The organism is Variovorax humicola (genome assembly GCF_037889915.1).
Taxonomy (GTDB): domain Bacteria; phylum Pseudomonadota; class Gammaproteobacteria; order Burkholderiales; family Burkholderiaceae_C; genus Variovorax; species Variovorax humicola.
On sequence record NZ_JBBKZV010000012.1, the window covers coordinates 1 to 20,971 of the forward strand.

Genomic DNA, 20,971 nt, shown 5'->3' on the forward strand with positions numbered 1-20,971 from the left:
GAGCTTGTCGGCATTGCGCGCATTCAGCACGATGCGCGCACCCGCGCCGGCCAGGCCGCGTGCCAGTGCAAAGCCGATGCCGGCGCTGGAGCCGGTGATGAGGGCCGTGCGACCGGTGAGGTCGAAACTTTTGAGGACGGGGTTCAAGCGGGTCTCCTTGTTCCTTGATCGGCGGGCCAACCCTGCCGGATGGACGGGCATGGTGTGCCGGCTTGCGGTTCAAGGCGGAGCGCGGCGATTGGATTGTCGGCGGTCAGGGCCGCCATTGCGCGCCGTGTTTGCACCGATGCACCGCCGCTGGGCGATGCAGGGAGTTGGCGCGGGTTGCGCCTCAATTGGGGCAGCGCGCTTCGAGCGCATCGATGAAGGATCGGTCCCATCGGCCTTCGGTCATCGCACGGATCGTCTCCGCTTCGGTCGCCAGGTGAGCGCGGGCTTTTTCGATCAGCCACTCCGCATCGTCCGGCGAAAAGGCCATCAACCCGTCCTGGTCACCGACCACGATGTCGCCCGGGTTCACCACCATGCCGCCGACCGACACCGTAACGTTGATTTCGCCCGGTCCGTCCTTGTAGGGGCCGCGGTGGTTCACGCCGCGCGCATACACGGGGAACTCGCGTTCCGCAATTTCCGCCAGGTCGCGGATCGCGCCGTCGAGCACCACGCCCACGGTGCCGATCTTGGCGGCATAGAACGAGAGGATGCCGCCGATCATGGCGTTGCTGAGGTCGCCGCCGCCGTCCATCACGAGCACATCGCCGGGTCGGCAGAACTCGAAGGCGCGCAGCATCGTGAGGTTGCAGCCGCCGCGCGATTTCAGCGTCACGGCCGTGCCCGCCATGGTCTTCTTGCCGGCGCGGTGATACGGCCGCAGGCCAACGCTGCCGATATTGCGGTGCATGTTGTCGCTCAGCGCGGCCACGGGAATGTCGCGCAGCGCGGCGAGGATCTTCGGGTCGGCCTGAGGGGCGGACGGGTTCTTGCGGATGGCTTTGAATTGCATGGGATGTCCTTCGTTGTGCTTTGTCGTGCGAGAGCGCTTACTGCAACTCGGCGACTGCGCCGGCGATCCGCTTGCAGCCTTCGTCCAGGATGTCGATCGAGGTGGCGATGGAAAGGCGGAAATAGGGCGAGAGGCCATATGCGGTTCCGGCGACCGTCGCCACGCCGGCGCTTTCCAGCAGGTACATCACGACGTCGCTGTCCTGCTGCAATGACTTGCCCGCCGGCGTCGTCTTGCCGATCAGGTCGCCGCAGTTGATGTAGAGGTAGAAGGCGCCCGGCGGTGTCGCGCAGCTCAGGCCGGGGATGGCATTGATTTGGGCCAACGTGCGGTCGCGCCGCTGCTTGTAGACGGCCACGCTCTCCGCGATGAAGCTCTGGTCGCCGTTGAGCGCCGTCGTGGCCGCGGCCTGGCTGATGGAACAGCAGTTGCCGGCGGTCTGCGAGAGCAGGGTGTCCATCGCGGTGATGAGGTCGGACGGGCCGGCCGCGAAGCCGATGCGCCATCCCGTCATCGCATAGGTCTTCGACACGCCGTTCACCACCAGGGTCCGATCGCGCAACGCTGGTTCGACCGCGAGGATGTGCGCGGTCGCCTCTCCATCGAAGCGGATGTGCTCGTAGATGTCGTCGGTCATCACCATCACGTGCGGGTGCTTGAGCAGCACGTCGGCCAGCGCGCGGTATTCAGGGGCGGTGTAGCTCGCGCCGGTGGGGTTGCTCGGCGAGTTGATCAGCAGCCAGCGCGTGCGCGGCGTGATGGCCGCCTCGAGCTGCGCCGCGGTGAGCTTGAACCCATTGGCTTCCGGGCAGGCGACGACAACGGGCGTGCCCTCGCAGGCGATCACCATGTCGGGGTACGAGACCCAGTAGGGCGCCGGAATGATCACTTCATCGCCCGGTTCCACCGTGATGGCGAAGGCGTTGTAGATCGCGCTCTTGGCGCCGCTGGTGACGATGATCTCGTTCATCGCATAGGTCAGGCCGTTCTCGCGCTGCAGCTTGGCAACGATGGCTTGCCGCAGCTCCACGGTGCCGGCCATCAGCGTGTAGCGCGTGGCGCCCTTGTCCATCGCCTCGGTGGCGGCGCGGCGGATGTGGGCCGGCGTGTCGAAGTCCGGCTCGCCCACGACCAGGTTGACGATGGATTTGCCCTGGCGGCGCAGTTCGTTGGCGCGGTCGGCGGCGGACGTGCTCGGCGACGGCTTGATGCGCCGGACGCGCGAGGCAATGCGGGAGGTGTTCACGGATCTTCCTTGGGGTGAGGGATGCATGGGACGTAACGGTACGCAGATCTCCTCCTCACGGCCAAGACGAGTTCGGTCTGGTTCGATAGGCTCAGCTTATGGTGCCGTCCGATAGGCAGCCCGGTCGGCCGGTGCTAGGCTTGGCTTTTGCTTGGGGACTGGGTGTGAACCTGCGACGCCTCAAATACTTCGTGAAGATCGTGGACATCGGCAGCCTGACGCAGGCGGCCGAGGTTCTTTACATTGCGCAGCCGGCGCTGAGCCAGCAGCTCGCGACGCTGGAAGGCGAAGTGCGGCAACAGCTGCTCGTGCGCACCAAGCGTGGCGTGACCCCCACGGAGGCCGGCAAGGTGCTCTACCGGCATGCGCAGATCATCCTGCGGCAGTGCGAGCAGGCGCGAGTCGACATGGAGGCAGCCGGGGAAGGGCTTTCGGGGCAGGTATCGGTCGGGTTGGCGCCCGGAACTGCGGCCTCGGCCCTGTCGCTGCCCCTGCTGCGCACCGTGCGCGCGCGCCATCCCGGCATCCTCCTGTACCTCAACGAGAATTACGGCACCACGCTGAGCGAACTCATCATGAACGGGCGCATGGACCTGGCGGTGCTGTACGGCGACAAGGCCATCCACGGGCTGACTTTCCTGCCGCTGCTCAAGGAGCCGCTGTTCCTGGTGGGGCCGGCCTCGACGCCGCCGCCTGCGCCGCCGGTTCGCCTGGCCGACCTGCGCGACATGGAACTGATGCTGCCACGCCCCTACAACGTGGTTCGCAAGCTGGTCGATGCGGCGTTCGTGCGCGCCGGCATGGTGCCGCATGTGGTGGCGGAGATCGAATCGGCTTTCACGCTCACGGCCGCCATCGCGGATGGCCTCGGCGCCAGCATCCTGCCGGCCTCGATGGCGCGCGAGGTCGTGGCGTCCTGCGGTGCCTGGCAATTCCAGATCGTGGAGCCGGTGATCGAGGCGCCGCTGGCGCTGTGCCAGTCGGACCACCTGCCGCTTTCGGAGCCCGCGCAGGCGGTGAAGAGCATCCTGCTCGAACTGGTGGTGGACCTGGCCGGCACCGTCGCGTCGACACCCGAACCCGAGCTGACCGCCTTGTCCTGACCGCCTTGTCCCGCCTTGTCATAAGGCACCCTTATCCCGGCACAGCCAATCCGTCTTGGGCAAGAAGCCCTGCGGCCGTTACCTTTCATGCATGCCGTCACGCGTTCGCGGAGTGCGTCGGCCACCAAGGATGTCCTGTCCAGACGACAGGGCGCGGTCATGAACCAGGAACAGATCAAGACGCTTATCGATGCGCTGGCAGGCTCGGACCTGTCGGAACTGGAGTTCAGCGAGAACGGCAGCACGTTGAGGCTGGTGAAGCAGTCCGCGCTTGCGGAGGCAGCGCCGCCGCGCGCCTTGGGGGCAGCGCGCAGCGCGGTTGGCCGCGTGGCGCCGAAGACGCCCGTGAAGGCGCAACCCGCGGCACGGACGAACGAATGCCTTGCACCGCTGTACGGCGTGGTGCATCTCCAGTCGACGCCCGGAGAAGCCGCCTTCGTGCAGGTCGGCCAGTCGATCAAGTCCGGCCAGACGCTTTGCGTGATCGAGGCCATGAAGGTCTTCAACGAAGTGCGCGCCGAGCGCGATGCCACGGTGAGCGAGGTGCTGGTCAAGTCAGGCCAGGAAGTCGAAGCGGGGCAGGCGATGTTCCGGTTCGGGCAGGAAGGGTGATGCACATGTTCGACACCGTCCTCATCGCCAATCGCGGAGAGATTGCGTTGCGCATCCAGCGCGCGTGCCGGGGCCTCGGGCTCAAGACAGTGGTTGTGCATTCCGACGCCGACCGCGATGCCGCCTACGTGGCGCAGGCCGACCAGGCGCTATGCATCGGCCCTGCGGCGCCGGGGCAGAGCTACCTGAATCAATCGGCCATCCTGTTTGCGGCCGAGGTCAGCGGCGCACAGGCGATCCATCCGGGCTACGGGTTCCTGTCGGAGAACGCGGGCTTCGCGGAACGCGTGGAGCGGGCCGGTCTCACCTTCATTGGCCCGAGTGCGGCGTGCATCCGCACGATGGGCGACAAGGTGGCGGCCAAGAACGCGATGCGGCGCGCCGGTGTTCCTTGCGTGCCGGGGCCTGACGAAGGGCTCCCGGAAGACCCTGCGCAAGTTCTCGCGCTGGCGCGCGACATCGGCTACCCGGTGATCGTCAAGGCTGCAGGCGGTGGCGGCGGTCGCGGGATGCGCGTCGTGCACGAAGAAGCCGGCTTGCTCGACGCGATGGCGCTGACGCGCGAAGAAGCGCGGCGCGCATTCGGCAACCCCGAGGTCTACATCGAGAAGTTCCTGCTGCATCCGCGCCATGTCGAGATCCAGGTGCTCGCCGACGGCCACGGCAACGCGGTGTGGCTGGGCAGCCGCGACTGTTCATTGCAGCGCCGCCACCAGAAGGTGATCGAGGAAGCGCCGGCGCCGGGCATCGACGACGCGCTGGTGGCCGAAGTTGGCGAACGCTGCGCTGCTGCGTGCCGGCAGATCGGCTATTGCGGCGTCGGCACCTTCGAATTCCTCTATGAGCGCGGCGCTTTCTTCTTCATCGAGATGAACACGCGCCTGCAGGTCGAGCATCCGGTGACTGAAATGACGGCGGGCATCGACATCGTGCAGCAGCAGATCCGCGTGGCGCGGGGCGAGCGGCTGGCCTTCGTTCAGGCCGACATCCGCTGCCACGGCCATGCCATCGAATGCCGCATCAACGCGGAAGACCCGGCGACCTTCGCGCCGTCGCCGGGCCGCATCACCGCCTGGCAGGTGCCGGGCGGATTCGGCGTGCGCGTGGACTCGCATGCCAATGCGGGCTATCGTGTACCACCGTACTACGACTCGATGATCGCCAAGCTGATCGTCCATGGCAGCACGCGCGACGATGCACTCGACCGCATGCGGCTCGCGCTCGCGGAGATGCGCGTGGAGGGAATCTCGACCAATGTGTCGCTGCACCGCGAAGTGTTGTGCGACGAAGGTTTTTCCAGCGGCGGCGTGGACATCCACCATCTCGAACGCTGGCTTCAGCAAAGGAGGGCGGCGTGACGACAGCAGCAACCCAACGAACGACCGGCCCGCGCTCAGGCGGTGCGGGTTCGCGCAAGGCAAAGGGCGCGTCAGCGAAAGCGCCAGGTGCCTCCATCAGCCTGCTCGGCACGACCGCGTTGCTGTTCGAGGCGCCCGGCGACCTGGAACTCGCTTCGCAAAAGCGCATCTGGGCACTGGCGCGCGAAACGCAGGCCTGGCCCGAGGTGCGTGAATCGGTGCCGGGCATGAACAACCTCATGCTGACCTTTGTCCGGCCGCCTCGCAACATGAGCGCGCTGCAAGAGCTGGAAACGCGCCTGCACGAAGCGTGGGCGGCGGCGGTCGAACTGCCGATCGAGGGCCGCGTGATCGAACTCCCGGTGGTCTACGGCGGCGAAGGCGGCCCGCACATGGCGGACGTGGTGTCCCACACGGGCCTCAGCGTGGAAGAAATCGTCGCGCTGCACAGCGCGCCCACCTATCCCGTGTATGCCCTGGGAAGCCACCCGGGCTACTGCTATCTCGGCGGCATGGACCCGCGCATCGCAACGCCGCGCCGCAAGGTGCCGGTGCTGAGCATTCCCGGCGGTGCGGTGTCGATCGGCGGCGCGCAAACCGGCGTGTCGGCGTCGGCCGGGCCGAGCGGCTGGAACACGATCGGGAGCACGGCGATGTCCTTTTTCGACCCTTTGCAAAACCCGCCCGCGCTGCTGCAGCCAGGCGACATGATCCGCTTCCGTGTCGAGAGGATCGTCAAATGATCGAAGTACTTTCCTCTGCCGCGCTGGCCACCGTGCAGGACCTCGGGCGGCCCGGCAGCCTGCGCTGGGGCGTGGGCACGTCGGGCGCGATGGACAACCTCGCGCTGGCGGCGGGCAACCTGATGCTCGGCAACGACGTCAACGCGGCCGGCATCGAGGTTCCGGTGTTTCCCTTCAAGGTGCGCTTCGACGAGGATTGCGCCTTCGCACTGACGGGCGCCGACTGCGGGGCGCGTCTCGACGAGCAGCCGCTCATGCCCTGGTGGAGCCACCAGGCGCGCGCCGGCCAGGTGCTGACGCTGGGCCTGCCGCAGGATGGCGCGCTGCGCGGCAGCCGCGCCGTCCTGTGCGTTGCAGGTGGCGTCGATGTTCCGGAAGTTCTGGGCTCGCGCAGCACGCAGTTGCGGGGCGCGTTCGGTGGCCACGAAGGCCGCGCCTTGCGTCGCGGCGACACGCTGCGCGCCGCGGGGGCAGGGCAACCCTGCAAGACAGGTTTCGGCCTGGTCCCGCCGGCGTTGGCGCTGCCGCTGGGCAAGGACGACGTGAGGGCCGTTCGCGTGCTGCCCTGCGCCGAGTACCTCGCCTTCGAGGAAAGCTCGCGCGCCGAATTCTGGGCGGGCGAATGGAAGATCACCGCGCAGAGCGACCGCTACGGCTACCGTCTGGAAGGCGAGGCATTGCGCTTTGTCGCGCCCATTGAAATGCGCTCGCACGGCATCGTGCCCGGCGTGATCCAGGTGCCGCACAGCGGCCAGCCCATCATCCAGATGCGCGACGCGCAGCCTTCGGGCGGCTATCCCAAGTTCGGCACGGTGATCGAGGCCGACCTGTGGCGGCTCGGCCAGGCGCCGATCGGCAGCCGCATCCGTTTCGTGGAAGTCACATGGGACGAAGCCGTCGCAGCGCTCGACGAGGTCGAGGCCTGGCTCGACAAGGTCAAGCGCGTCGTCGACCTGCACCACAGCGCCCCGCGCGTGAATTGACATGCCTCACATCGAACGACTCCAACAATTGATCGCGTGGCTCGCGGGCACCGACATCGGCCTGCTGGACTTGCGCACGCCGACCGGATCGATCCGCCTGGGACGCGCTGCCGCGTCGGGCGAGGTCATCGAACTGGGCGCGGACGACATGCAGCCGGATGCGGCGCTGGTCGCCGCGCCGTCCGTGGGCGTTTTCCTGCATGCCCATCCCATGCGATCGAAGCCGCTGGCGAGCGTGGGTGAACAAGTGTCGGCAGGCCAGCCCGTCGGCCTTCTGCAGATCGGCCCACTGCTCCGGTCGGTCGACGCGCCGCTCGCGGGCGTGATAGCCGAGGTGCGGGTGGACAACGGCCAGACCGTGGGCTGGGGCGAGCCGCTTCTCGCCCTTCAGACGATCGAATGAGAAGGACCGATTCATGGACATCGACCTGAACGCTGACCTGGGCGAAGGCTTCGGCCCCTGGCGGATGGGCGAGGACGAGGCGCTGCTGGAGATCGTCTCGTCCGCCAACGTGGCCTGCGGCTTCCATGCCGGCGATCCGGTCATCATGGACCGCACCGTGCGCATGGCGCAGGCGAGGGGTGTCGATGTCGGTGCGCACGTCGGCTTTCCGGACCTGCTCGGCTTCGGCCGGCGCCAGATGCAGATCGACCCGGCCGAACTCGCCACCTACGTCACCTACCAGCTCGGCGCGTTGGCGGGCATGGCGCGATCGGCGGGGCACCGCATGACGCACATGAGCTTCCATGGCGCACTCGGCAACATGGCGGCCGCCGATGCGGAACTGGCCGGGCCGCTGGTGCGCGCCGTGGCCGCATTCGACGCCGATCTCATCATCAGTTCGTCCGCCAGCCGCGCCATCGAAGATGCCGCCGAGCGATGCGGACTGCGCGTGGCCACCACCTTCCTGGCCGATCGCGCCTGCGACGACCAGGGCCTGCTGGTCCCGCGCAAGCTGCCGGATTCCGTCATCCACGACCGCGAGGCCGTGCTGGCGCGGGTGCGCCAGCTGCTCGACGACGGCACGGTCCTCAGCTACAGCGGCAAGAAGATCCCGATGAAGGTCCGCTCGATCCTGTTGCATGGCGATACGCCCGGCGCCGTGGCGCTGGCACGTGCCGTGCGCGAGATCGTGGAAGCTGCCGGCAAGGTCGTGCCGATCTCCCGCCAGCTCGCAACATAAGGACGCCTTATCTCTCCACAGACATTCCGTCTTGGCGCCAACTCCCGCTGCTCGATACAGTGAAAACACTCCTCCACGAAAGCCACAAGATGCCTTTTTCCGACTACAAGACCGCGCTGGTCACAGGTGCCTCATCGGGGATTGGCGCGGCCGTCGTCGAACGTCTTTGCAAGGAAGGCCTCCAGGTGCATGCGGTGGCCCGAAGCGCCGACAAGCTCGATGAACTGGCTGCCCGCACCGGCTGCGTGCCGCATGCCTTCGACGTGAGCGACATCGAGGCGCTGACGAAACTGGCGAAGGAAGTTCCGTTTGACGTGCTGGTCAACAACGCCGGCGTCGACCGTCCGGGCTCGATCCTGAAAGCCGACGCCGAAGGCATCGACCTGTTGGTGGACGTGAACCTGCGTGCCGTGCTGCACCTATGCCGCCTCGTGGTGCCGGGCATGGCGGAGCGCGACCGCGGGCATGTGATCAACATCAGCTCGATCGCCGGCGCCTACAACTTCAACGGCAACAGCACCTACCACGCGACCAAGGCGGCCGTGAGCATGCTGTCTCGCCAGTTGCGCATCGACGTCTTCGGCAAGCGGGTGCGCGTGACCGAGATCTGCCCTGGCCGCGTGGCGACGGACATCTTTGCGCACGTGCATGGCGATTCCGAGGAAACCTACAAGCGCTTCGTCGAAGGCTTCGAGTTGCCGAATGCCGAGGACATCGCGAATGCCATTGCCTTCGCCATTGCCGCGCCCATCGCGGTGAACGTGGGCCACATGGAAATCACGCCCACGCTGCAAGTCCCCGGTGGGTTGTCCACCACCCGCCCCGAAGTGGCTCGCGCCTGAGCGAACCGGCAGCTCCAAACCACCTCACGCAAAGGACCGGCGCATGAAAGACTTCGATTTGCTGGCGGTCTTGATGAAGCCGGAGTTCGGCGAGCTGTTGCTGCACGGCGTGTTCATGACGCTGAAGATCGCGGTGGGCTCCTGGTTGCTGGCGATGGCCATCGCCGTGGTGCTGCTGGTGGTCCGGCTCACCACCAACCGCGTGGCCGAGCGCGCGGTCGCTGCCTACGTCTCCTATCACCGCAACGTGCCGACGCTGGTTCAACTGATGCTTTGGTATTTCGGCATCTTCAGCTTGCTGCCCGACCTGTTTCAGGAGTGGCTGTCGAACCATAACGCGGAGGCGCTCATCTCGATCATCGCGCTCGGCTTGTGCCAGGCCGCGTACTTCAGCGAAGACATGCGCTCCGGCCTGCGCTCCATCCCGGCCGGCCAGGCGGAGGCCGCGCGTGCGCTGGGGCACGGCTACATCGGATCGATGCGGCACGTGATGCTGCCGCAAGCGATCCGCAATGCGATTCCTGCGCTCATCAACCACAGCGTGTCGCTCTTCAAGAACAGCAGCCTGGCCATGGCGATCGGCGTGGCGGAGCTGACCCACGCGGTCAAGGAGGTGGAAAGCCAGAGCTTCCGCGCCTTCGAGGCCTACAGCGTCGCGACCGTGCTCTACCTGGCCTTTTCGCTGGTCATCATGGCGATCGGTGCCGGAGTCGCGCGCCGCTATCGCATTGCAGGAGCGAGGTAAGCCATGTTCAGCATCTTCGAAATCCTGCGCGACAACTGGCTGCTGCTGCTCATCGGGCAGTACCCCAACGGCCCGATGGGCGGCATCGTGGCGACGCTGATGCTGTCGGTGCTGGGCATCGTGCTCGCGTTTCCGTTGTCGGTCCTGCTGGCGCTGGCCCGGTTGTCCCCGTGGAAGCTGCTGAGCTGGCCTGCCGCCGTGCTGGTGTACGTGGTGCGCGGCATTCCGCTGCTGATGGTGATCCTGTGGGTCTACTTCCTGGTGCCGATCCTGATCGGGCGCGAGGTGTCGGGCTTCACGACGATGCTCTGCACGCTGGTGATCTACGAGGGCGCCTACCTGTCGGAGGTGGTGCGCGCCGGCATCCAGGCGCTGCCCAAGGGGCAGTCCGAGGCGGCGCGCGCGCTGGGCCACAGCCACCTCGGGACCATGTGGTTCGTGATCCTGCCGCAAGCCCTCTACAACATGCTGCCCAGCATGCTGAGCCAGTTCATCTCCACGATCAAGGAGACGACGCTGGGGTATGTCATCAACGTGCAGGAACTCACCTTCGCGGCGAACCAGATCAACAACCAGCTGCTGACGAAGCCCTTCCAGGTCTTCTTCATCCTGGCGATGACCTTCTACGTCGTCTGCTTCAGCCTGACGCAATTGGCGCAGTGGGTCGAGCGGCGCATTGCGCACAAGCGGCTCGGTGCGGCACCGGTCAAGTCGATCGGAGACGAACCATCGTTGCCACCGTCGGTGGTGGCCAATCCCTGAAGTCGCACAAGACGACGCCTCTAGAACATCCGGAGACAGACGCATGAAACCCGATCCAGCCCAGGGCGCTCAACGAGGCGCCGCAGAGGATAACCCGATGATTCTGTTTTCCAACATCAACAAATGGTATGGCGACTACCAGGCGCTGACCGACGTCAACGCCGAGGTGAAGAAGGGCGAGGTGGTCGTGGTCTGCGGGCCATCGGGATCCGGCAAGTCGACGCTGATCCGCACGGTCAACCGGCTCGAGGAAGTCAAGTCGGGCCAGTTGCTATTCGACGGCCACGACATCCATGCGCCGATGAGCAGCGCCGCGCTCAACAAGCTGCGCAGCCGCATCGGCTTCGTGTTCCAGAGCTTCAACCTGTTCCCGCATCTCTCGGTGCTCGAGAACATCATGCTGTCGCCGATGCGCGTGCTGGGTGTGAAGCGTGCGGCGGCGCGCGAGAAGGCAATGCAGTTGCTCGAACGTGTCGGCCTGGCGAACAAGGCCGGCGCGTATCCGGCGCAGTTGTCGGGCGGCCAGCAGCAGCGCGTCGCCATCGCGCGTGCGCTGGCGATGGAGCCGCCGGCGATGTTGTTCGACGAACCCACCAGCGCGCTCGACCCCGAGATGGTCGGCGAAGTGCTGTCTGTCATGCGCAGCCTTGCCAATGACGGCATGACCATGATGTGCGTCACGCACGAAATGAACTTCGCCCGCGAGGTGGCGGACCGCGTCTGGTTCATGGACGCCGGCCAGATCCTCGAGAAAGCCGATCCCGAGTCCTTTTTCAATAGCCCGCAGCATCCGCGTGCGAAGCGCTTCCTGTCTGACCTGCGCGCGCACTGAATCCTTTTCCAACCTCATCCACACGTCCATTGGAGTTCAATCATGTCGAAGAAGACCGCCTTCCGTCTCGCCGCCATCGGCTGCTGCCTTTCCACGCTGGGCATGCTGGCCCACGCGGACCAGTGGGACGAGATCCAGCAACGCAAGGAACTCAAGTGCGGCACCTTCGCCGACGTGCCGCCCTTTGCCGCACCCGATCCGAAGACACGCGAGATGGTGGGCTTCGACATCGATCTCTGCAATGCGCTGGCAAAGCAACTCGGCGTCACGGCCAAGGTCACGCCGCTGTCGGTGGAAGCACGCGTGCCCGAGGTCAAGCTCGGCCGCGTCGATGTGACGGTCGCCAACCTGGCCTACACCAAGAGCCGTGGCGAGCAGATCCAGTTCAGCGATCCGTACTACGTCGCCAAGGAAATGCTCGCGGTCAAGGCGTCGGACCCCGGCACCACGAAAGCCGATTTCAAGGGCAAGCGCCTGAGTTCGACCAAGGGCTCGACGTCGGAACTGTCGATCAAGATGAACGGCTCCGAGCCCGTCACCTTCCAGGACACCGGCTCGGCCTTCATGGCGGTGCAGCAGAACAAGTCGATGGGCATGGTCGCCAACACCATGACCATCACCAAGCTCGTCAACCAGTCGAAGACCTCCGGCGTCGAACTCAAGATGATCAAGGAGCCGATGGTGCTTCAGCCGATCGGCGTGGGCATGAAGAAGGACGAACCCGTGCTGCTGGCCAAGGTCAATGCCGCGCTCATGGCGCTCGACAAGGCCGGCGAGATCGACAAGATCTGGGCCAAGTGGCTGGGGCCGAACACCGAGTACAAGATGACGCGCGACGAAAAGGTCACGCCGCTCGCGGATCTCAAGTTCGAACTGCTGCCTTGAGATATCCGCGCCTCATCGTCAGCTCGTGCGCAGCCGCAGCAACGCCCGGACAAAACCGTGGTCCGAGCGCGAGCGGTCGCGTCCCTCGTGCAGGTGGTCGTTGAAGTAGTCGACGCGGCGCACGTCGCCCAGGTTGTGATGGCTGCCGGGCATGAACTCTTCGCTCACGAGGATCTGGTCGAGCACCTCGGGGTAGCCTTGGTGGATGTGCGAGTAGGCAACGTCTTTCTTCAGCGCTGACTCGCCCTGCATTTCATACGCGTTGAACAGCGCGACGTCGCGCGCGGCCTTGTCGTAGGCCACGTCGGAAGTCGCGGCGACGAGCTGCGTGGTCACGCTGTGCGGGTTGTCGTTGAAGTCGCCCATCACGACGAGCGGCAGCTCGCTGCCCTGCAGCAGGTCGATGACGATGCAGCGCAGGGCAGCCGCTTCGGCGCCGCGCATCATCAGCGAGCGCAGCGATGCGCGCGCCGCCACCTTGCGGTCGTCGCGGTCCTCGATCGCATTGCCGCCGGCATCCTGCAGGAACTTGGGCCGTTTCGACTTCAGGTGCACCGACATCACGTTCACCGCTTGGCCGTGCTTCATGCGCAAGGTTGCGAGCAGGGGCGGCCGCTCGAAGCGCGCGTGCGGGCCGAGGCCCGGCACATCCACGACGAAGCCCGGCGCCAACTCGGTGAATGAACGCACGCCTTCCACATGAAGCCGTGTCGCGATGCCCACGCGCGGAGTTCCTTGCGCGCCGTTGGCAGGCGGTGCGTTCTCCGCGCCCGGCACCGAGACGAAGTCGTAGCGAAGCCCGCTTGCCGCGATGACATCCTTCAACGCTGCCTCGTCCCACACTTCCTGCACCGCCAGCACGTCGGCGTTGAGCGCATGGATGCGCTCGCCGGTCCAGGCTACCTTGCGTTCATATTCGTGTTGCGTGTAGGCGTCCTGGTTCTCGTAGTAGATGCGATTCGGCAGAGCCAGATTCAGGAGGTTGCCGGTTGCGAGGAACAGCGTGGCGTAGTTGGGCGGGATGTCGGGCATGCGGGAATCTAACTCTTTGGCTTCAGAATCGATCCCGGCCGTGCCTGCACCTGTCCTGGAAAGTCGAAGTCGATGACGATAAGCAACTCGGTATTTGCAGAACTGAGCTTTTGGCTCATGGCCATTGCGTCGGTGGCGCTGCCGATCGCGATCTATGCGGTGCTGCTCGCGAAGCGTGCCGTCTCGCGCACCACCGTGCTCGTGCTCGGCTTCACGCTGGTGGCCATCGCCGGGCTCGATATCTACTTCCTGCGGCACATGGCCGCAGCGGCTGCCATGACCTCATCACTGGCCGATGACGCGCTGTTCCTGTCGGAGCTTTCCTTTGCGCTCTATCTCTTTCCGCTGATGTTCGGCGGCATCGGCGTCAACCTGATATCGCATGTGTTGATCAGCCACCTCGTCGATGCCGAGCAGCGCTTCGACAGGGAGCATGCGGAAGACCGGAGGGACTAAACACCCCCGAAGCGCCTGCGGCGCCTCCCCCTCGAGGGGGCGCACCCAGCGGCCCGGCAAAGCCGGTTCCGCGGGTGCCCACGAACAGACTTCGCGGTGCTCGTCCTGGTTTCATGCGTCGCATGTCACGGGATAGCGCGGTGGAAAACTGAGATGACTTCCCGGGGAACCGCGCTTGCCGCTACAAGATGGCGGAGATCATCATGACGAGGCCAACGATGCTGACCGCCCATACGGCGGTGCGCACGTAGGTGATGCCGGCGTAGTAGACCGGAACGTACGCGACGCGGGCCCAGAAGAAGATTTGCGCGCCCGTGGCGACTTTCGGGCCGTCGACACCGGCTGCATGGGCGACCAGTGCGATGGCCGCAAAGAGCGCGAAGTTCTCCAAGGTGTTTTGTGCCGTGCGCAGTGCGCGACCTGCCAGGGCCGTCGGCGCTGGCAGGTTGTCGCGGTTGCCGATGGCAAGCAGGGTTCCCGCAAAAGTCCATCCCCTGGCGCGGATAAGGCTCGCGACAAGGATCGTCAGCCAGGTGAGGATGGCCATGTAGATAACGAAGGTGAGCGTGGCGGTCATCAGAATCTCCTGTTGGCATGAGAGCGGGAAGCGGGGCGAGTGTAAGGGGCCGTGCAAGTTCTTGCCCTGCCGAACAACGTATCCGCGGCCTTCCTTCCCAAAGAAAAAGGCGCCTGAAAAGGCGCCTCTCTCGCTGCAAGCAGATGCGTGCTCAGTACGAGCGGCCACCGCCTGATCGGTTGCCACCGCCGTAGCCGCCGCCACCCGAGCGGCCACCGCCACTGCCGTAGCCGCCACTGCTGCCATAGCCACCACCGCCGGAGCGGCCACCGCCACCGGAGCGGTTGCCGCCGCCGTAACCACCGCCGCCGCCGCCACGGCGACCACGGCCACCGCCCATGCTGTCGACGCTGGTGCGCAACGGATCGGGCTGCCCTGCGACGCCGCCACCCGCTCCCACTTCGGCGCGGCGATGCGCGAGGGCATCGGCTTGCGTCGGACTGTGGCTGTTGCCATGATGGCGCGGCTGCCGCTCTTCATGCGGGACATGGCTCGCCTGATGCCCGTGATGCGTGGCGTGCGGCTGCGGCGCGCGTGCAGCGCCCTGGTGACCGCCTGCACCCACACCCGCACCTGCACCTGCACCCGCGCCGCCACGACGGCGACGGCCGCCCTGGCCGCCATTCGCGCCACCGCCATTCGCGCCGTGGCCTGCCGCACCACCGGCATTGCGGCCTTGACCTTCACCGCCGGCGCGGCGTTGGCCGCCACCATTGCCGCCACGTTCACCCTGTGCAGCCTTGTTCTCGCGAACGCGCTGCAGCATCTCGGTGCGCGCCGCCTTGGCCGCCGCCTGCATCACTTCACGGCTCGGCGGGCGGCCGGCGCCGCCCCAGATCGTCTGGCGACCCATGGCGATCGGCTCGGCGCGCTCGCCGGTTTCGGGACCGAAACCCTCGACCAGCTTGACCGGGATCTGCTGCTTGGTGAAACGTTCGATCTCCAGCATGAAGCCTTCCTCGTCCAGGCAGACCAGGCTCACGGCCTCGCCGCTGTTGCCGGCGCGGCCGGTGCGGCCGATGCGGTGGACGTAGTCTTCGCTGACGTTCGGGATCTCGTAGTTGACGACATGCGGCAGCTCGTCGATGTCGATGCCGCGGGCCGCGATGTCGGTGGCCACCAGCGCGCGGATCTCGCCGCTCTTGAATCCGGCCAATGCCTGCGTGCGTGCGCTCTGGCTCTTGTTGCCGTGCAGCGCCATCGCCTCGATGCCGTTCTTGGTCAGGAACTCGGCCACGTTGTTGGCACCGAACTTGGTGCGCGTGAACACGAGCACCTGGCTCCAGTTGTTCTCGTTGATGATGTGCGCGAGCAGCGCCTTCTTCTTGCCGCGGCCCACCGGGTGGATCACCTGCGTGATGCGCTGCACCGTGGTGTTGCGCGGCGTGACCTGCACGCTTTGCGGGTTCTTCAGCAACGTGGCCGCGAGGTCGCGGATCTCGTCGCTGAAGGTGGCCGAGAACAGCAGGCTCTGCTTGTCCTTCGGCACCAGGGCCAGCACCTTCTTCACGTCATGGATGAAGCCCATGTCGAGCATGCGGTCGGCTTCGTCGAGCACCAGGATCTGCACTTGCGCGAGGTCCAGCATGCCTTGCTGCTGCAGGTCGAGCAGGCGGCCCGGCGTGGCCACGAGGATGTCGACGCCCTTCTTGAGCTTGCTGATCTGCGGGTTCATGCCAACGCCGCCGAAGATCACGGTGGAGTCGAGTTCGAGGTACTTGCCGTAGGTGCGAACGGACTCTTCGACCTGGGCCGCGAGCTCGCGCGTCGGGGTCAGCACCAGGGCACGGATGCCGGTGCCGCCGAACTTGTTGGTGGCGCTTTCGCCGGTGGCGAGGCGATGCAGCATCGGCAGCGTGAACGCCGCCGTCTTGCCGGTACCGGTCTGTGCGCCGCCCAGCAGGTCGTGGCCTTCGAGCACGACGGGGATCGCCTGTGCCTGAATGGGGGTGGGGGTGTCGTAGCCGTGTTCATGCACAGCCTTCAGGATGGCCGGGGCCAACTTCAGATCATCAAAGTTCATTGAGAGTAAATAGCGCCTTCCATGGCGCAGTGGCATCGGCCCGCCGCAATGCTCTTTTGTTTGGGAGCGATCCGGCCAGTCAAAGGCAGATGAGATCAGGAGTGGGAGCCGAAGGCCTGCATGGGTGTGCAGGAAGCCATCTTGTCCCCGGCAGAAGAGCCGCTGTTGCGGGCAACTGGACCCGGCAACGACGCGTATTGTCGCATGAGTCGGATTCGATGGTTCAGGCGCCGCGTCTTCCCGCCGCCGAAGCGTTCGCGCCGAGGTCAATGACGCAGCCGGCCATTTCGATCGTCTCGGGTCGATGGGCGATCGTGATGCGCGTCATCGGCAGTCCGCGGATCGCCTCGTTGACCTGCCTTTCCTTGCATTCGTCGAGGTGCCTGGTTGCTTGCAGGCTCGCAGAGAACGTTTGGTCGTCCTGCATCACGGCTTTCGATCGGTCCCCGCCGGCGCCGGGTCCGCCTGCGCGAGCGGCCCGCCGCCAATCGTCACCGTACCCGTCGTGGCCCCGTCAGCCCGAGGTGATCTTCGCGTGCGTGTCTACCTGCAGCCGGCGGGTCCACGTCGGCGACGTGCTTGCATCTTCGATCTCGAGATGTTGTGGCGAAGGGCCTCAATCTTTTTTCAACAACCGCCGTGGATGATTCTTTTGATTATTGTCGAGTATTTTTCCTTTTTGAGAATGTCGCCATTCATTGTTGTAACGTTCAATGTGCTATTTTCCTTGTTGTTTGCCGCCTCTTGAAAACGCCTGCTCTTGATCTTGCTCAGGCCACAGGCGGCATACGCCTTTGCTTCTGGCGTTGCATGCTTTGAGTAAATGGTCTCCATGAAGATGCTCTCCGCGTCACGGTCTTCGAGGATCTTCTCGAAAAGCAAGTCTTGATCTGATAGATCGCCAGCAAATCCGACTAAACCACGAAAGTAGTGTGTGCTGTGTTGCAGGTTCTTGATGTCCTGTTCGCTGATTGCTCCCAGAGACTGACGGGGCAGCGAAAGCCATAGCAATGAACAGAAAAGTACGGCGTTAAATGAATGATATTTCATCGAATTTTTCTTTGGAATTCATTGGTTGAATCTGTTTGATGTCTCGTTGAGCAAGTTGATGGATGAGTGGCGAAAGAAAGTCGATACGAGACCCGAGTGCACGGCTGTTTGTGGAGCGTGATCTTGAAGCAGCCGCCGAAGCCGGCATCGAGTTGTGGCGTCATCTGAAGGCTTTATGACTTCGACAGACGAAAGGGCAAAGGCTTTGATGTTTCGCTCAGCGGAAGAAGGCCGTGGGAGCATGTCCGGCTGCACGAGCCGCGCAAACAGTGCCAAATTCTTCCTGGAACTTCGTTGCTGGGCCTTGATATTTCGAGGGTTTGGTCTACTGGAGGAGATGTGGTTCCGGTATTCCACCTCTTGATGCGTGATTCAGAAATACCTATTCCTTCGGCGATTTCTCAAGTCAAGGGCGAGGATTGCTATCGCAAAGGCGGGTGTTGCGGCTTCCAGCACCTTATCGATATTGCTCATGAAATATGAATTCGCATCGGAAAATGTAAATTGGAATCCCATGACCAGGTAGACACATCCTGTTCCGGTGGCCAATATTGCCGCGCCCCAGGCGTACAGGCGAAGCAGGTACAGCATTCGTTCTGAAAGAGATTCGGCGCCATTCACGTCTTTCATGTATTTTGGCTGAATGGAGGATGCGGCGTGGAGCAATGCAATATTCGTCGTCACCTTGCGTGTTCGACGATTCTTCAAATTCAGAGATATGATCATTGCGGAAACGGGGGCGATTGCGAGGCCCAAGACCTTCAATATGTTATCGATGAAGTATGAATTCGCCTGCGAAAATGAAAGTTTCAGTCCGATCGCGATGTAAACGATTCCTATGGGGTTGATCGCTGCTGCTGTACACCAAATGAAACTGCCGATTAAATCTGGCATCCGTCTTGAAAGATTTGTCGAATCATCCATGATTATTTCGATTTGGTTGAAGAATGAAATGACTTGGAAAGTGCGTTCAGAAATTGCCATTGACAATCTGAGAACTGACATTCTTGGCGGGACGCGGCCGCGGTAGCCGCGCCTTGGCACGATGAATCGAGAACTTGGAGATCTCTTCCATCGATGCCTCCGCCAGCGCGAACAGTGCCGTCACGTGCGGCTGGCTTGCGAAACCGTGGGAGATGCCTTGGCAGTCGACGCAAATCCGTGCAAAGGAAAGCTGGATGCTGCGATCCTCGAGCGCTACATCCGAGATTCACGAAGGCCCCAGGTGCAGGGCGCGACGGGCACCCGCCCGTTCTTGAAGAGTTGCACCCCAGCTATCGCGCGTGTCTGGGGACAACGCGGCGGAGTCGCCCCGCAGCGTCGGCTTCGAGGGAGTATGGAAATGATTGGGGCCGCGGCCTGGCTCGCTCGGCGAGGCGCCGTGGTCTGGTTTTGCGGCAAAGCCACAGGCGCGGCAAGGCGAGCCTTGATGTCATTCTTGTCTCCCTGATGAGCGACTGGCACGCCGCCATGCGCGGCGGCCTATCGACCTCTGGCGACCAATATAGCAGCGCTTCGAGCGCTCGTTCAGGAAACGGCAAGGGCGTGCGTTAGACTTGGCGGCAAACCCCGGTCAGAAAACGTGCTGCCTCAGCAACCGCCTGACATGGCAGGCTGATTCGCAACCGATCCTCACGCAAGATCGTTTTGCCAGCTTTCCCGACCATCCCGCGCAGTCCCCCATCACCGAACAGAGATAGACATGGCCCAGTACGTCTACACCATGAATCGTGTCAGCAAGATCGTGCCGCCCAAGCGGCAGATCCTGAAGGACATTTCACTCAGCTTCTTCCCCGGCGCCAAGATCGGCGTGCTCGGCCTGAACGGTTCCGGAAAGTCTTCGCTGCTGAAGATCATGGCCGGCGTCGACAAGGAAATCGAAGGCGAAGCCACGCCGATGCCGGGCCTGACGATCGGCTACCTCGAACAAGAGCCCAAGCTGAACCCCGAGCACACGGTGCGCGAGTCGGTGGAAGAGTCGATGGGCGCGGTCAACGCGGCCAAGAAACGCCTCGACGAAGTCTATGAGCTGTATGCGGCCGAAGATGCCGACTTCGATGCGCTCGCCGCCGAGCAGGCACAACTCGAAGCCATCATCGCCACCGCCGGCACCGACTCGGAACACCAACTGGAAATCGCCGCCGACGCGCTGCGCCTGCCGCCGTGGGACGCCAAGATCGGCCTGCTCTCCGGCGGTGAAAAGCGCCGCGTCGCGCTGTGCCGCCTGCTGCTGTCCAAGCCCGACATGCTGCTGCTCGACGAACCCACCAACCACCTGGACGCCGAATCGGTCGAGTGGCTCGAAGTGTTCCTGAAGCGCTTCACCGGCACGGTGGTCGCCATCACCCACGATCGCTACTTCCTCGACAACGCGGCCGAGTGGATCCTGGAACTGGACCGCGGCCGCGGCATTCCATGGAAGGGCAACTACAGCACCTGGCTCGAGCAGAAGGGCGAACGCCTGGCGCAGGAGCAGAAGAGCGAAGAAGCCCATGCCAAGGCCCTGAAGAAGGAACTCGAATGGTCGCGCCAGAACCCGAAGGCGCGCCAGGCCAAGAGCAAGTCACGCCTGGCCCGTTTCGAGGAACTGAGCGACGTCGAATACCAGAAGCGCAACGAGACGCAGGAAATCTTCATTCCGGTGGCCGACCGCCTCGGCAGCCAGGTGTTCGAATTCCACAACGTCAGCAAGTCGTTTGGCGACCGCTTGCTGATGGACAACCTGAGCTTCACCGTGCCCGCTGGCGCCATCGTCGGCATCATCGGCCCGAACGGCGCCGGCAAGTCGACGCTGTTCAAGCTGATCGCGGGCAAGGAGAAGGCGGACTCGGGTGAAGTCATCGTCGGCCAGACAGTGAAGATGGCCTTCGTCGACCAGCACCGCGACGAACTCGCCAACAACAAGACCGTGTGGGAAGACATCTCGAACGGCCTCGACATCATCAACGTCGGCAAGTTCCAGATGGCGAGCCGTGCGTATGCTGGCCGCTTCAACTTCAACGGCAGCGACCAGCAGAAGAAGGTCGGCACGCTGTCGGGCGGCGAGCGCGGCCGGCTGCACCTGGCCAAGACGCTGATCGCGGGCGGCAACGTGTTGCTGCTGGACGAACCGTCCAACGACCTCGACGTGGAAACCCTGCGCGCACTGGAAGACGCGCTGCTGGAATTCGCGGGCTCGGTGCTGGTCATCAGCCATGACCGCTGGTTCCTCGACCGCATCGCGACGCACATCCTCGCGGCCGAAGGCGATAGCCAGTGGACCTTCTTCGACGGCAACTACCAGGAGTACGAGGCCGACAAGAAGAAGCGCCTGGGCGAAGAGGGCGCCCGGCCGCACCGCATGCGGTACAAGGCGCTCAAGTAAAGCGCTTGCGCCGCGACGGCCCCGAACCCGGGGCGTTCGCTTACAAATGAAACCGCCGCGTGGCGGTTTTTTTGTGCCCTGCGGGCAGGGCAGTGCTACAGCATCCGGCTATGGTTCGCGGAGGTTTGCGAGGTTTGCCGAAATGACCAAATCGATGCGATGGCTGTGGGT

At 64.4% G+C, this 20,971-nt stretch carries 24 protein-coding genes; 14 read left to right on the forward strand and 10 right to left on the reverse strand.

Features of this window, described 5'->3' with window-relative positions; genetic code table 11:
- The 3 genes from WKW80_RS19145 to WKW80_RS19155 form a co-directional block, all read right to left on the reverse strand.
- Positions 1–201, reverse strand: a 201-nt coding sequence (locus WKW80_RS19145; RefSeq protein ID WP_340365157.1) for an SDR family NAD(P)-dependent oxidoreductase, incomplete at its 3' end; no start/stop codon positions are given.
- A gap of 130 nt (positions 202–331) precedes the next feature.
- Positions 332–1,003, reverse strand: a complete 672-nt coding sequence (locus tag WKW80_RS19150; RefSeq protein WP_340365158.1) for an RraA family protein — start codon at positions 1,001–1,003, stop codon at positions 332–334.
- 37 nt (positions 1,004–1,040) lie between these two features.
- Positions 1,041–2,249, reverse strand: coding sequence for an aspartate transaminase (locus WKW80_RS19155; protein ID WP_340365159.1), 1,209 nt, complete (start codon positions 2,247–2,249; stop codon positions 1,041–1,043).
- A 164-nt stretch (positions 2,250–2,413) separates the two neighbouring features.
- Here WKW80_RS19155 and nac point away from each other — a divergent pair, with 164 nt between their 5' ends.
- The 12 genes from nac to WKW80_RS19215 all read left to right on the forward strand — a co-directional run bounded on the left by nac (position 2,414) and on the right by WKW80_RS19215 (position 12,298).
- Positions 2,414–3,352, forward strand: coding sequence for a nitrogen assimilation transcriptional regulator NAC (gene nac, locus WKW80_RS19160; RefSeq protein ID WP_340365160.1), 939 nt, complete (start codon positions 2,414–2,416; stop codon positions 3,350–3,352).
- 159 nt (positions 3,353–3,511) lie between these two features.
- Positions 3,512–3,964 (forward strand): acetyl-CoA carboxylase biotin carboxyl carrier protein, encoded by a 453-nt coding sequence (locus tag WKW80_RS19165; protein ID WP_340365161.1) that lies wholly within the window; start codon positions 3,512–3,514, stop codon positions 3,962–3,964.
- 5 nt (positions 3,965–3,969) lie between these two features.
- Entirely contained in the window at positions 3,970–5,322 is a 1,353-nt protein-coding gene (accC, locus tag WKW80_RS19170; RefSeq protein WP_340365162.1) for an acetyl-CoA carboxylase biotin carboxylase subunit, read from the forward strand.
- 95 nt (positions 5,323–5,417) lie between these two features.
- Positions 5,418–6,065, forward strand: a complete 648-nt coding sequence (gene pxpB / locus WKW80_RS19175; RefSeq protein WP_340365321.1) for a 5-oxoprolinase subunit PxpB — start codon at positions 5,418–5,420, stop codon at positions 6,063–6,065.
- Positions 6,062–7,048: a 5-oxoprolinase subunit C family protein gene (locus WKW80_RS19180; RefSeq protein ID WP_340365163.1), complete on the forward strand. Its 987-nt coding sequence runs from the start codon at positions 6,062–6,064 to the stop codon at positions 7,046–7,048. The genes pxpB and WKW80_RS19180 overlap by 4 nt, the downstream gene beginning before the upstream one ends.
- 28 nt (positions 7,049–7,076) lie before the next feature.
- Complete coding sequence (locus WKW80_RS19185; protein ID WP_340365164.1) at positions 7,077–7,451, forward strand: acetyl-CoA carboxylase biotin carboxyl carrier protein; 375 nt, start codon at positions 7,077–7,079, stop codon at positions 7,449–7,451.
- A 13-nt stretch (positions 7,452–7,464) separates the two neighbouring features.
- Positions 7,465–8,232: a LamB/YcsF family protein gene (locus tag WKW80_RS19190; protein ID WP_340365165.1), complete on the forward strand. Its 768-nt coding sequence runs from the start codon at positions 7,465–7,467 to the stop codon at positions 8,230–8,232.
- A gap of 89 nt (positions 8,233–8,321) precedes the next feature.
- Positions 8,322–9,074, forward strand: coding sequence for an SDR family oxidoreductase (locus WKW80_RS19195; RefSeq protein WP_340365166.1), 753 nt, complete (start codon positions 8,322–8,324; stop codon positions 9,072–9,074).
- 43 nt (positions 9,075–9,117) lie between these two features.
- Positions 9,118–9,819, forward strand: coding sequence for an amino acid ABC transporter permease (locus tag WKW80_RS19200; protein ID WP_340365167.1), 702 nt, complete (start codon positions 9,118–9,120; stop codon positions 9,817–9,819).
- A gap of 3 nt (positions 9,820–9,822) precedes the next feature.
- Positions 9,823–10,581: an amino acid ABC transporter permease gene (locus WKW80_RS19205; RefSeq protein ID WP_340365168.1), complete on the forward strand. Its 759-nt coding sequence runs from the start codon at positions 9,823–9,825 to the stop codon at positions 10,579–10,581.
- A 97-nt stretch (positions 10,582–10,678) separates the two neighbouring features.
- Entirely contained in the window at positions 10,679–11,413 is a 735-nt protein-coding gene (locus WKW80_RS19210) for an amino acid ABC transporter ATP-binding protein (RefSeq protein WP_340365169.1), read from the forward strand.
- Between the two features lie 42 nt (positions 11,414–11,455).
- Complete coding sequence (locus WKW80_RS19215; RefSeq protein ID WP_340365170.1) at positions 11,456–12,298, forward strand: ABC transporter substrate-binding protein; 843 nt, start codon at positions 11,456–11,458, stop codon at positions 12,296–12,298.
- An 18-nt stretch (positions 12,299–12,316) separates the two neighbouring features.
- Here the strand turns inward: WKW80_RS19215 and WKW80_RS19220 are convergent, their stop codons facing one another.
- Entirely contained in the window at positions 12,317–13,330 is a 1,014-nt protein-coding gene (locus WKW80_RS19220) for an endonuclease/exonuclease/phosphatase family protein (RefSeq protein WP_340365171.1), read from the reverse strand.
- A gap of 72 nt (positions 13,331–13,402) precedes the next feature.
- Here WKW80_RS19220 and WKW80_RS19225 point away from each other — a divergent pair, with 72 nt between their 5' ends.
- Complete coding sequence (locus WKW80_RS19225) at positions 13,403–13,786, forward strand: hypothetical protein (RefSeq protein ID WP_340365172.1); 384 nt, start codon at positions 13,403–13,405, stop codon at positions 13,784–13,786.
- Between the two features lie 181 nt (positions 13,787–13,967).
- Here the strand turns inward: WKW80_RS19225 and WKW80_RS19230 are convergent, their stop codons facing one another.
- From WKW80_RS19230 to WKW80_RS19255, 6 genes are all read right to left on the reverse strand, one after another.
- Positions 13,968–14,363 (reverse strand): MAPEG family protein, encoded by a 396-nt coding sequence (locus WKW80_RS19230; RefSeq protein WP_340365173.1) that lies wholly within the window; start codon positions 14,361–14,363, stop codon positions 13,968–13,970.
- A 151-nt stretch (positions 14,364–14,514) separates the two neighbouring features.
- A complete protein-coding gene (locus WKW80_RS19235) occupies positions 14,515–16,386 on the reverse strand; it encodes a DEAD/DEAH box helicase (RefSeq protein ID WP_340365174.1) in 1,872 nt (623 codons plus the stop codon).
- A gap of 223 nt (positions 16,387–16,609) precedes the next feature.
- Positions 16,610–16,813, reverse strand: coding sequence for a P-loop NTPase family protein (locus WKW80_RS19240; protein ID WP_340365327.1), 204 nt, complete (start codon positions 16,811–16,813; stop codon positions 16,610–16,612).
- A 200-nt stretch (positions 16,814–17,013) separates the two neighbouring features.
- Positions 17,014–17,436: a hypothetical protein gene (locus tag WKW80_RS19245; RefSeq protein ID WP_340365175.1), complete on the reverse strand. Its 423-nt coding sequence runs from the start codon at positions 17,434–17,436 to the stop codon at positions 17,014–17,016.
- 372 nt (positions 17,437–17,808) lie between these two features.
- Positions 17,809–18,420 (reverse strand): hypothetical protein, encoded by a 612-nt coding sequence (locus WKW80_RS19250; protein WP_340365176.1) that lies wholly within the window; start codon positions 18,418–18,420, stop codon positions 17,809–17,811.
- The gene (locus tag WKW80_RS19255) at positions 18,407–18,544 is read right to left on the reverse strand and encodes a hypothetical protein (RefSeq protein WP_340365177.1); all 138 of its coding nucleotides are present in this window, start codon (positions 18,542–18,544) and stop codon (positions 18,407–18,409) included. The genes WKW80_RS19250 and WKW80_RS19255 overlap by 14 nt, the downstream gene beginning before the upstream one ends.
- A 594-nt stretch (positions 18,545–19,138) precedes the next feature.
- Between WKW80_RS19255 and ettA the strand changes: the two genes are divergently transcribed.
- Positions 19,139–20,800 (forward strand): energy-dependent translational throttle protein EttA, encoded by a 1,662-nt coding sequence (gene ettA, locus WKW80_RS19260; RefSeq protein ID WP_340365178.1) that lies wholly within the window; start codon positions 19,139–19,141, stop codon positions 20,798–20,800.
- Positions 20,801–20,971 lie beyond the last annotated feature (171 nt).

Bases quoted from the DNA above. Each gene is read 5' to 3' on its own strand.
- WKW80_RS19150 (WP_340365158.1), bottom strand. From the start codon at position 1,003: ATGCAATTCAAAGCCATCCGCAAGAACCCGTCCGCCCCTCAGGCCGAC.
- WKW80_RS19165 (WP_340365161.1), top strand. From the start codon at position 3,512: ATGAACCAGGAACAGATCAAGACGCTTATCGATGCGCTGGCAGGCTCG.
- accC (WP_340365162.1), top strand. From the start codon at position 3,970: ATGTTCGACACCGTCCTCATCGCCAATCGCGGAGAGATTGCGTTGCGC.
- WKW80_RS19180 (WP_340365163.1), top strand. From the start codon at position 6,062: ATGATCGAAGTACTTTCCTCTGCCGCGCTGGCCACCGTGCAGGACCTC.
- WKW80_RS19190 (WP_340365165.1), top strand. From the start codon at position 7,465: ATGGACATCGACCTGAACGCTGACCTGGGCGAAGGCTTCGGCCCCTGG.
- WKW80_RS19195 (WP_340365166.1), top strand. From the start codon at position 8,322: ATGCCTTTTTCCGACTACAAGACCGCGCTGGTCACAGGTGCCTCATCG.
- WKW80_RS19200 (WP_340365167.1), top strand. From the start codon at position 9,118: ATGAAAGACTTCGATTTGCTGGCGGTCTTGATGAAGCCGGAGTTCGGC.
- WKW80_RS19205 (WP_340365168.1), top strand. From the start codon at position 9,823: ATGTTCAGCATCTTCGAAATCCTGCGCGACAACTGGCTGCTGCTGCTC.
- WKW80_RS19210 (WP_340365169.1), top strand. From the start codon at position 10,679: ATGATTCTGTTTTCCAACATCAACAAATGGTATGGCGACTACCAGGCG.
- WKW80_RS19215 (WP_340365170.1), top strand. From the start codon at position 11,456: ATGTCGAAGAAGACCGCCTTCCGTCTCGCCGCCATCGGCTGCTGCCTT.
- WKW80_RS19220 (WP_340365171.1), bottom strand. From the start codon at position 13,330: ATGCCCGACATCCCGCCCAACTACGCCACGCTGTTCCTCGCAACCGGC.
- WKW80_RS19225 (WP_340365172.1), top strand. From the start codon at position 13,403: ATGACGATAAGCAACTCGGTATTTGCAGAACTGAGCTTTTGGCTCATG.
- WKW80_RS19230 (WP_340365173.1), bottom strand. From the start codon at position 14,363: ATGACCGCCACGCTCACCTTCGTTATCTACATGGCCATCCTCACCTGG.
- WKW80_RS19235 (WP_340365174.1), bottom strand. From the start codon at position 16,386: ATGAACTTTGATGATCTGAAGTTGGCCCCGGCCATCCTGAAGGCTGTG.
- WKW80_RS19240 (WP_340365327.1), bottom strand. From the start codon at position 16,813: ATGCAGGACGACCAAACGTTCTCTGCGAGCCTGCAAGCAACCAGGCAC.
- WKW80_RS19245 (WP_340365175.1), bottom strand. From the start codon at position 17,436: ATGAAATATCATTCATTTAACGCCGTACTTTTCTGTTCATTGCTATGG.
- WKW80_RS19250 (WP_340365176.1), bottom strand. From the start codon at position 18,420: ATGGCAATTTCTGAACGCACTTTCCAAGTCATTTCATTCTTCAACCAA.
- ettA (WP_340365178.1), top strand. From the start codon at position 19,139: ATGGCCCAGTACGTCTACACCATGAATCGTGTCAGCAAGATCGTGCCG.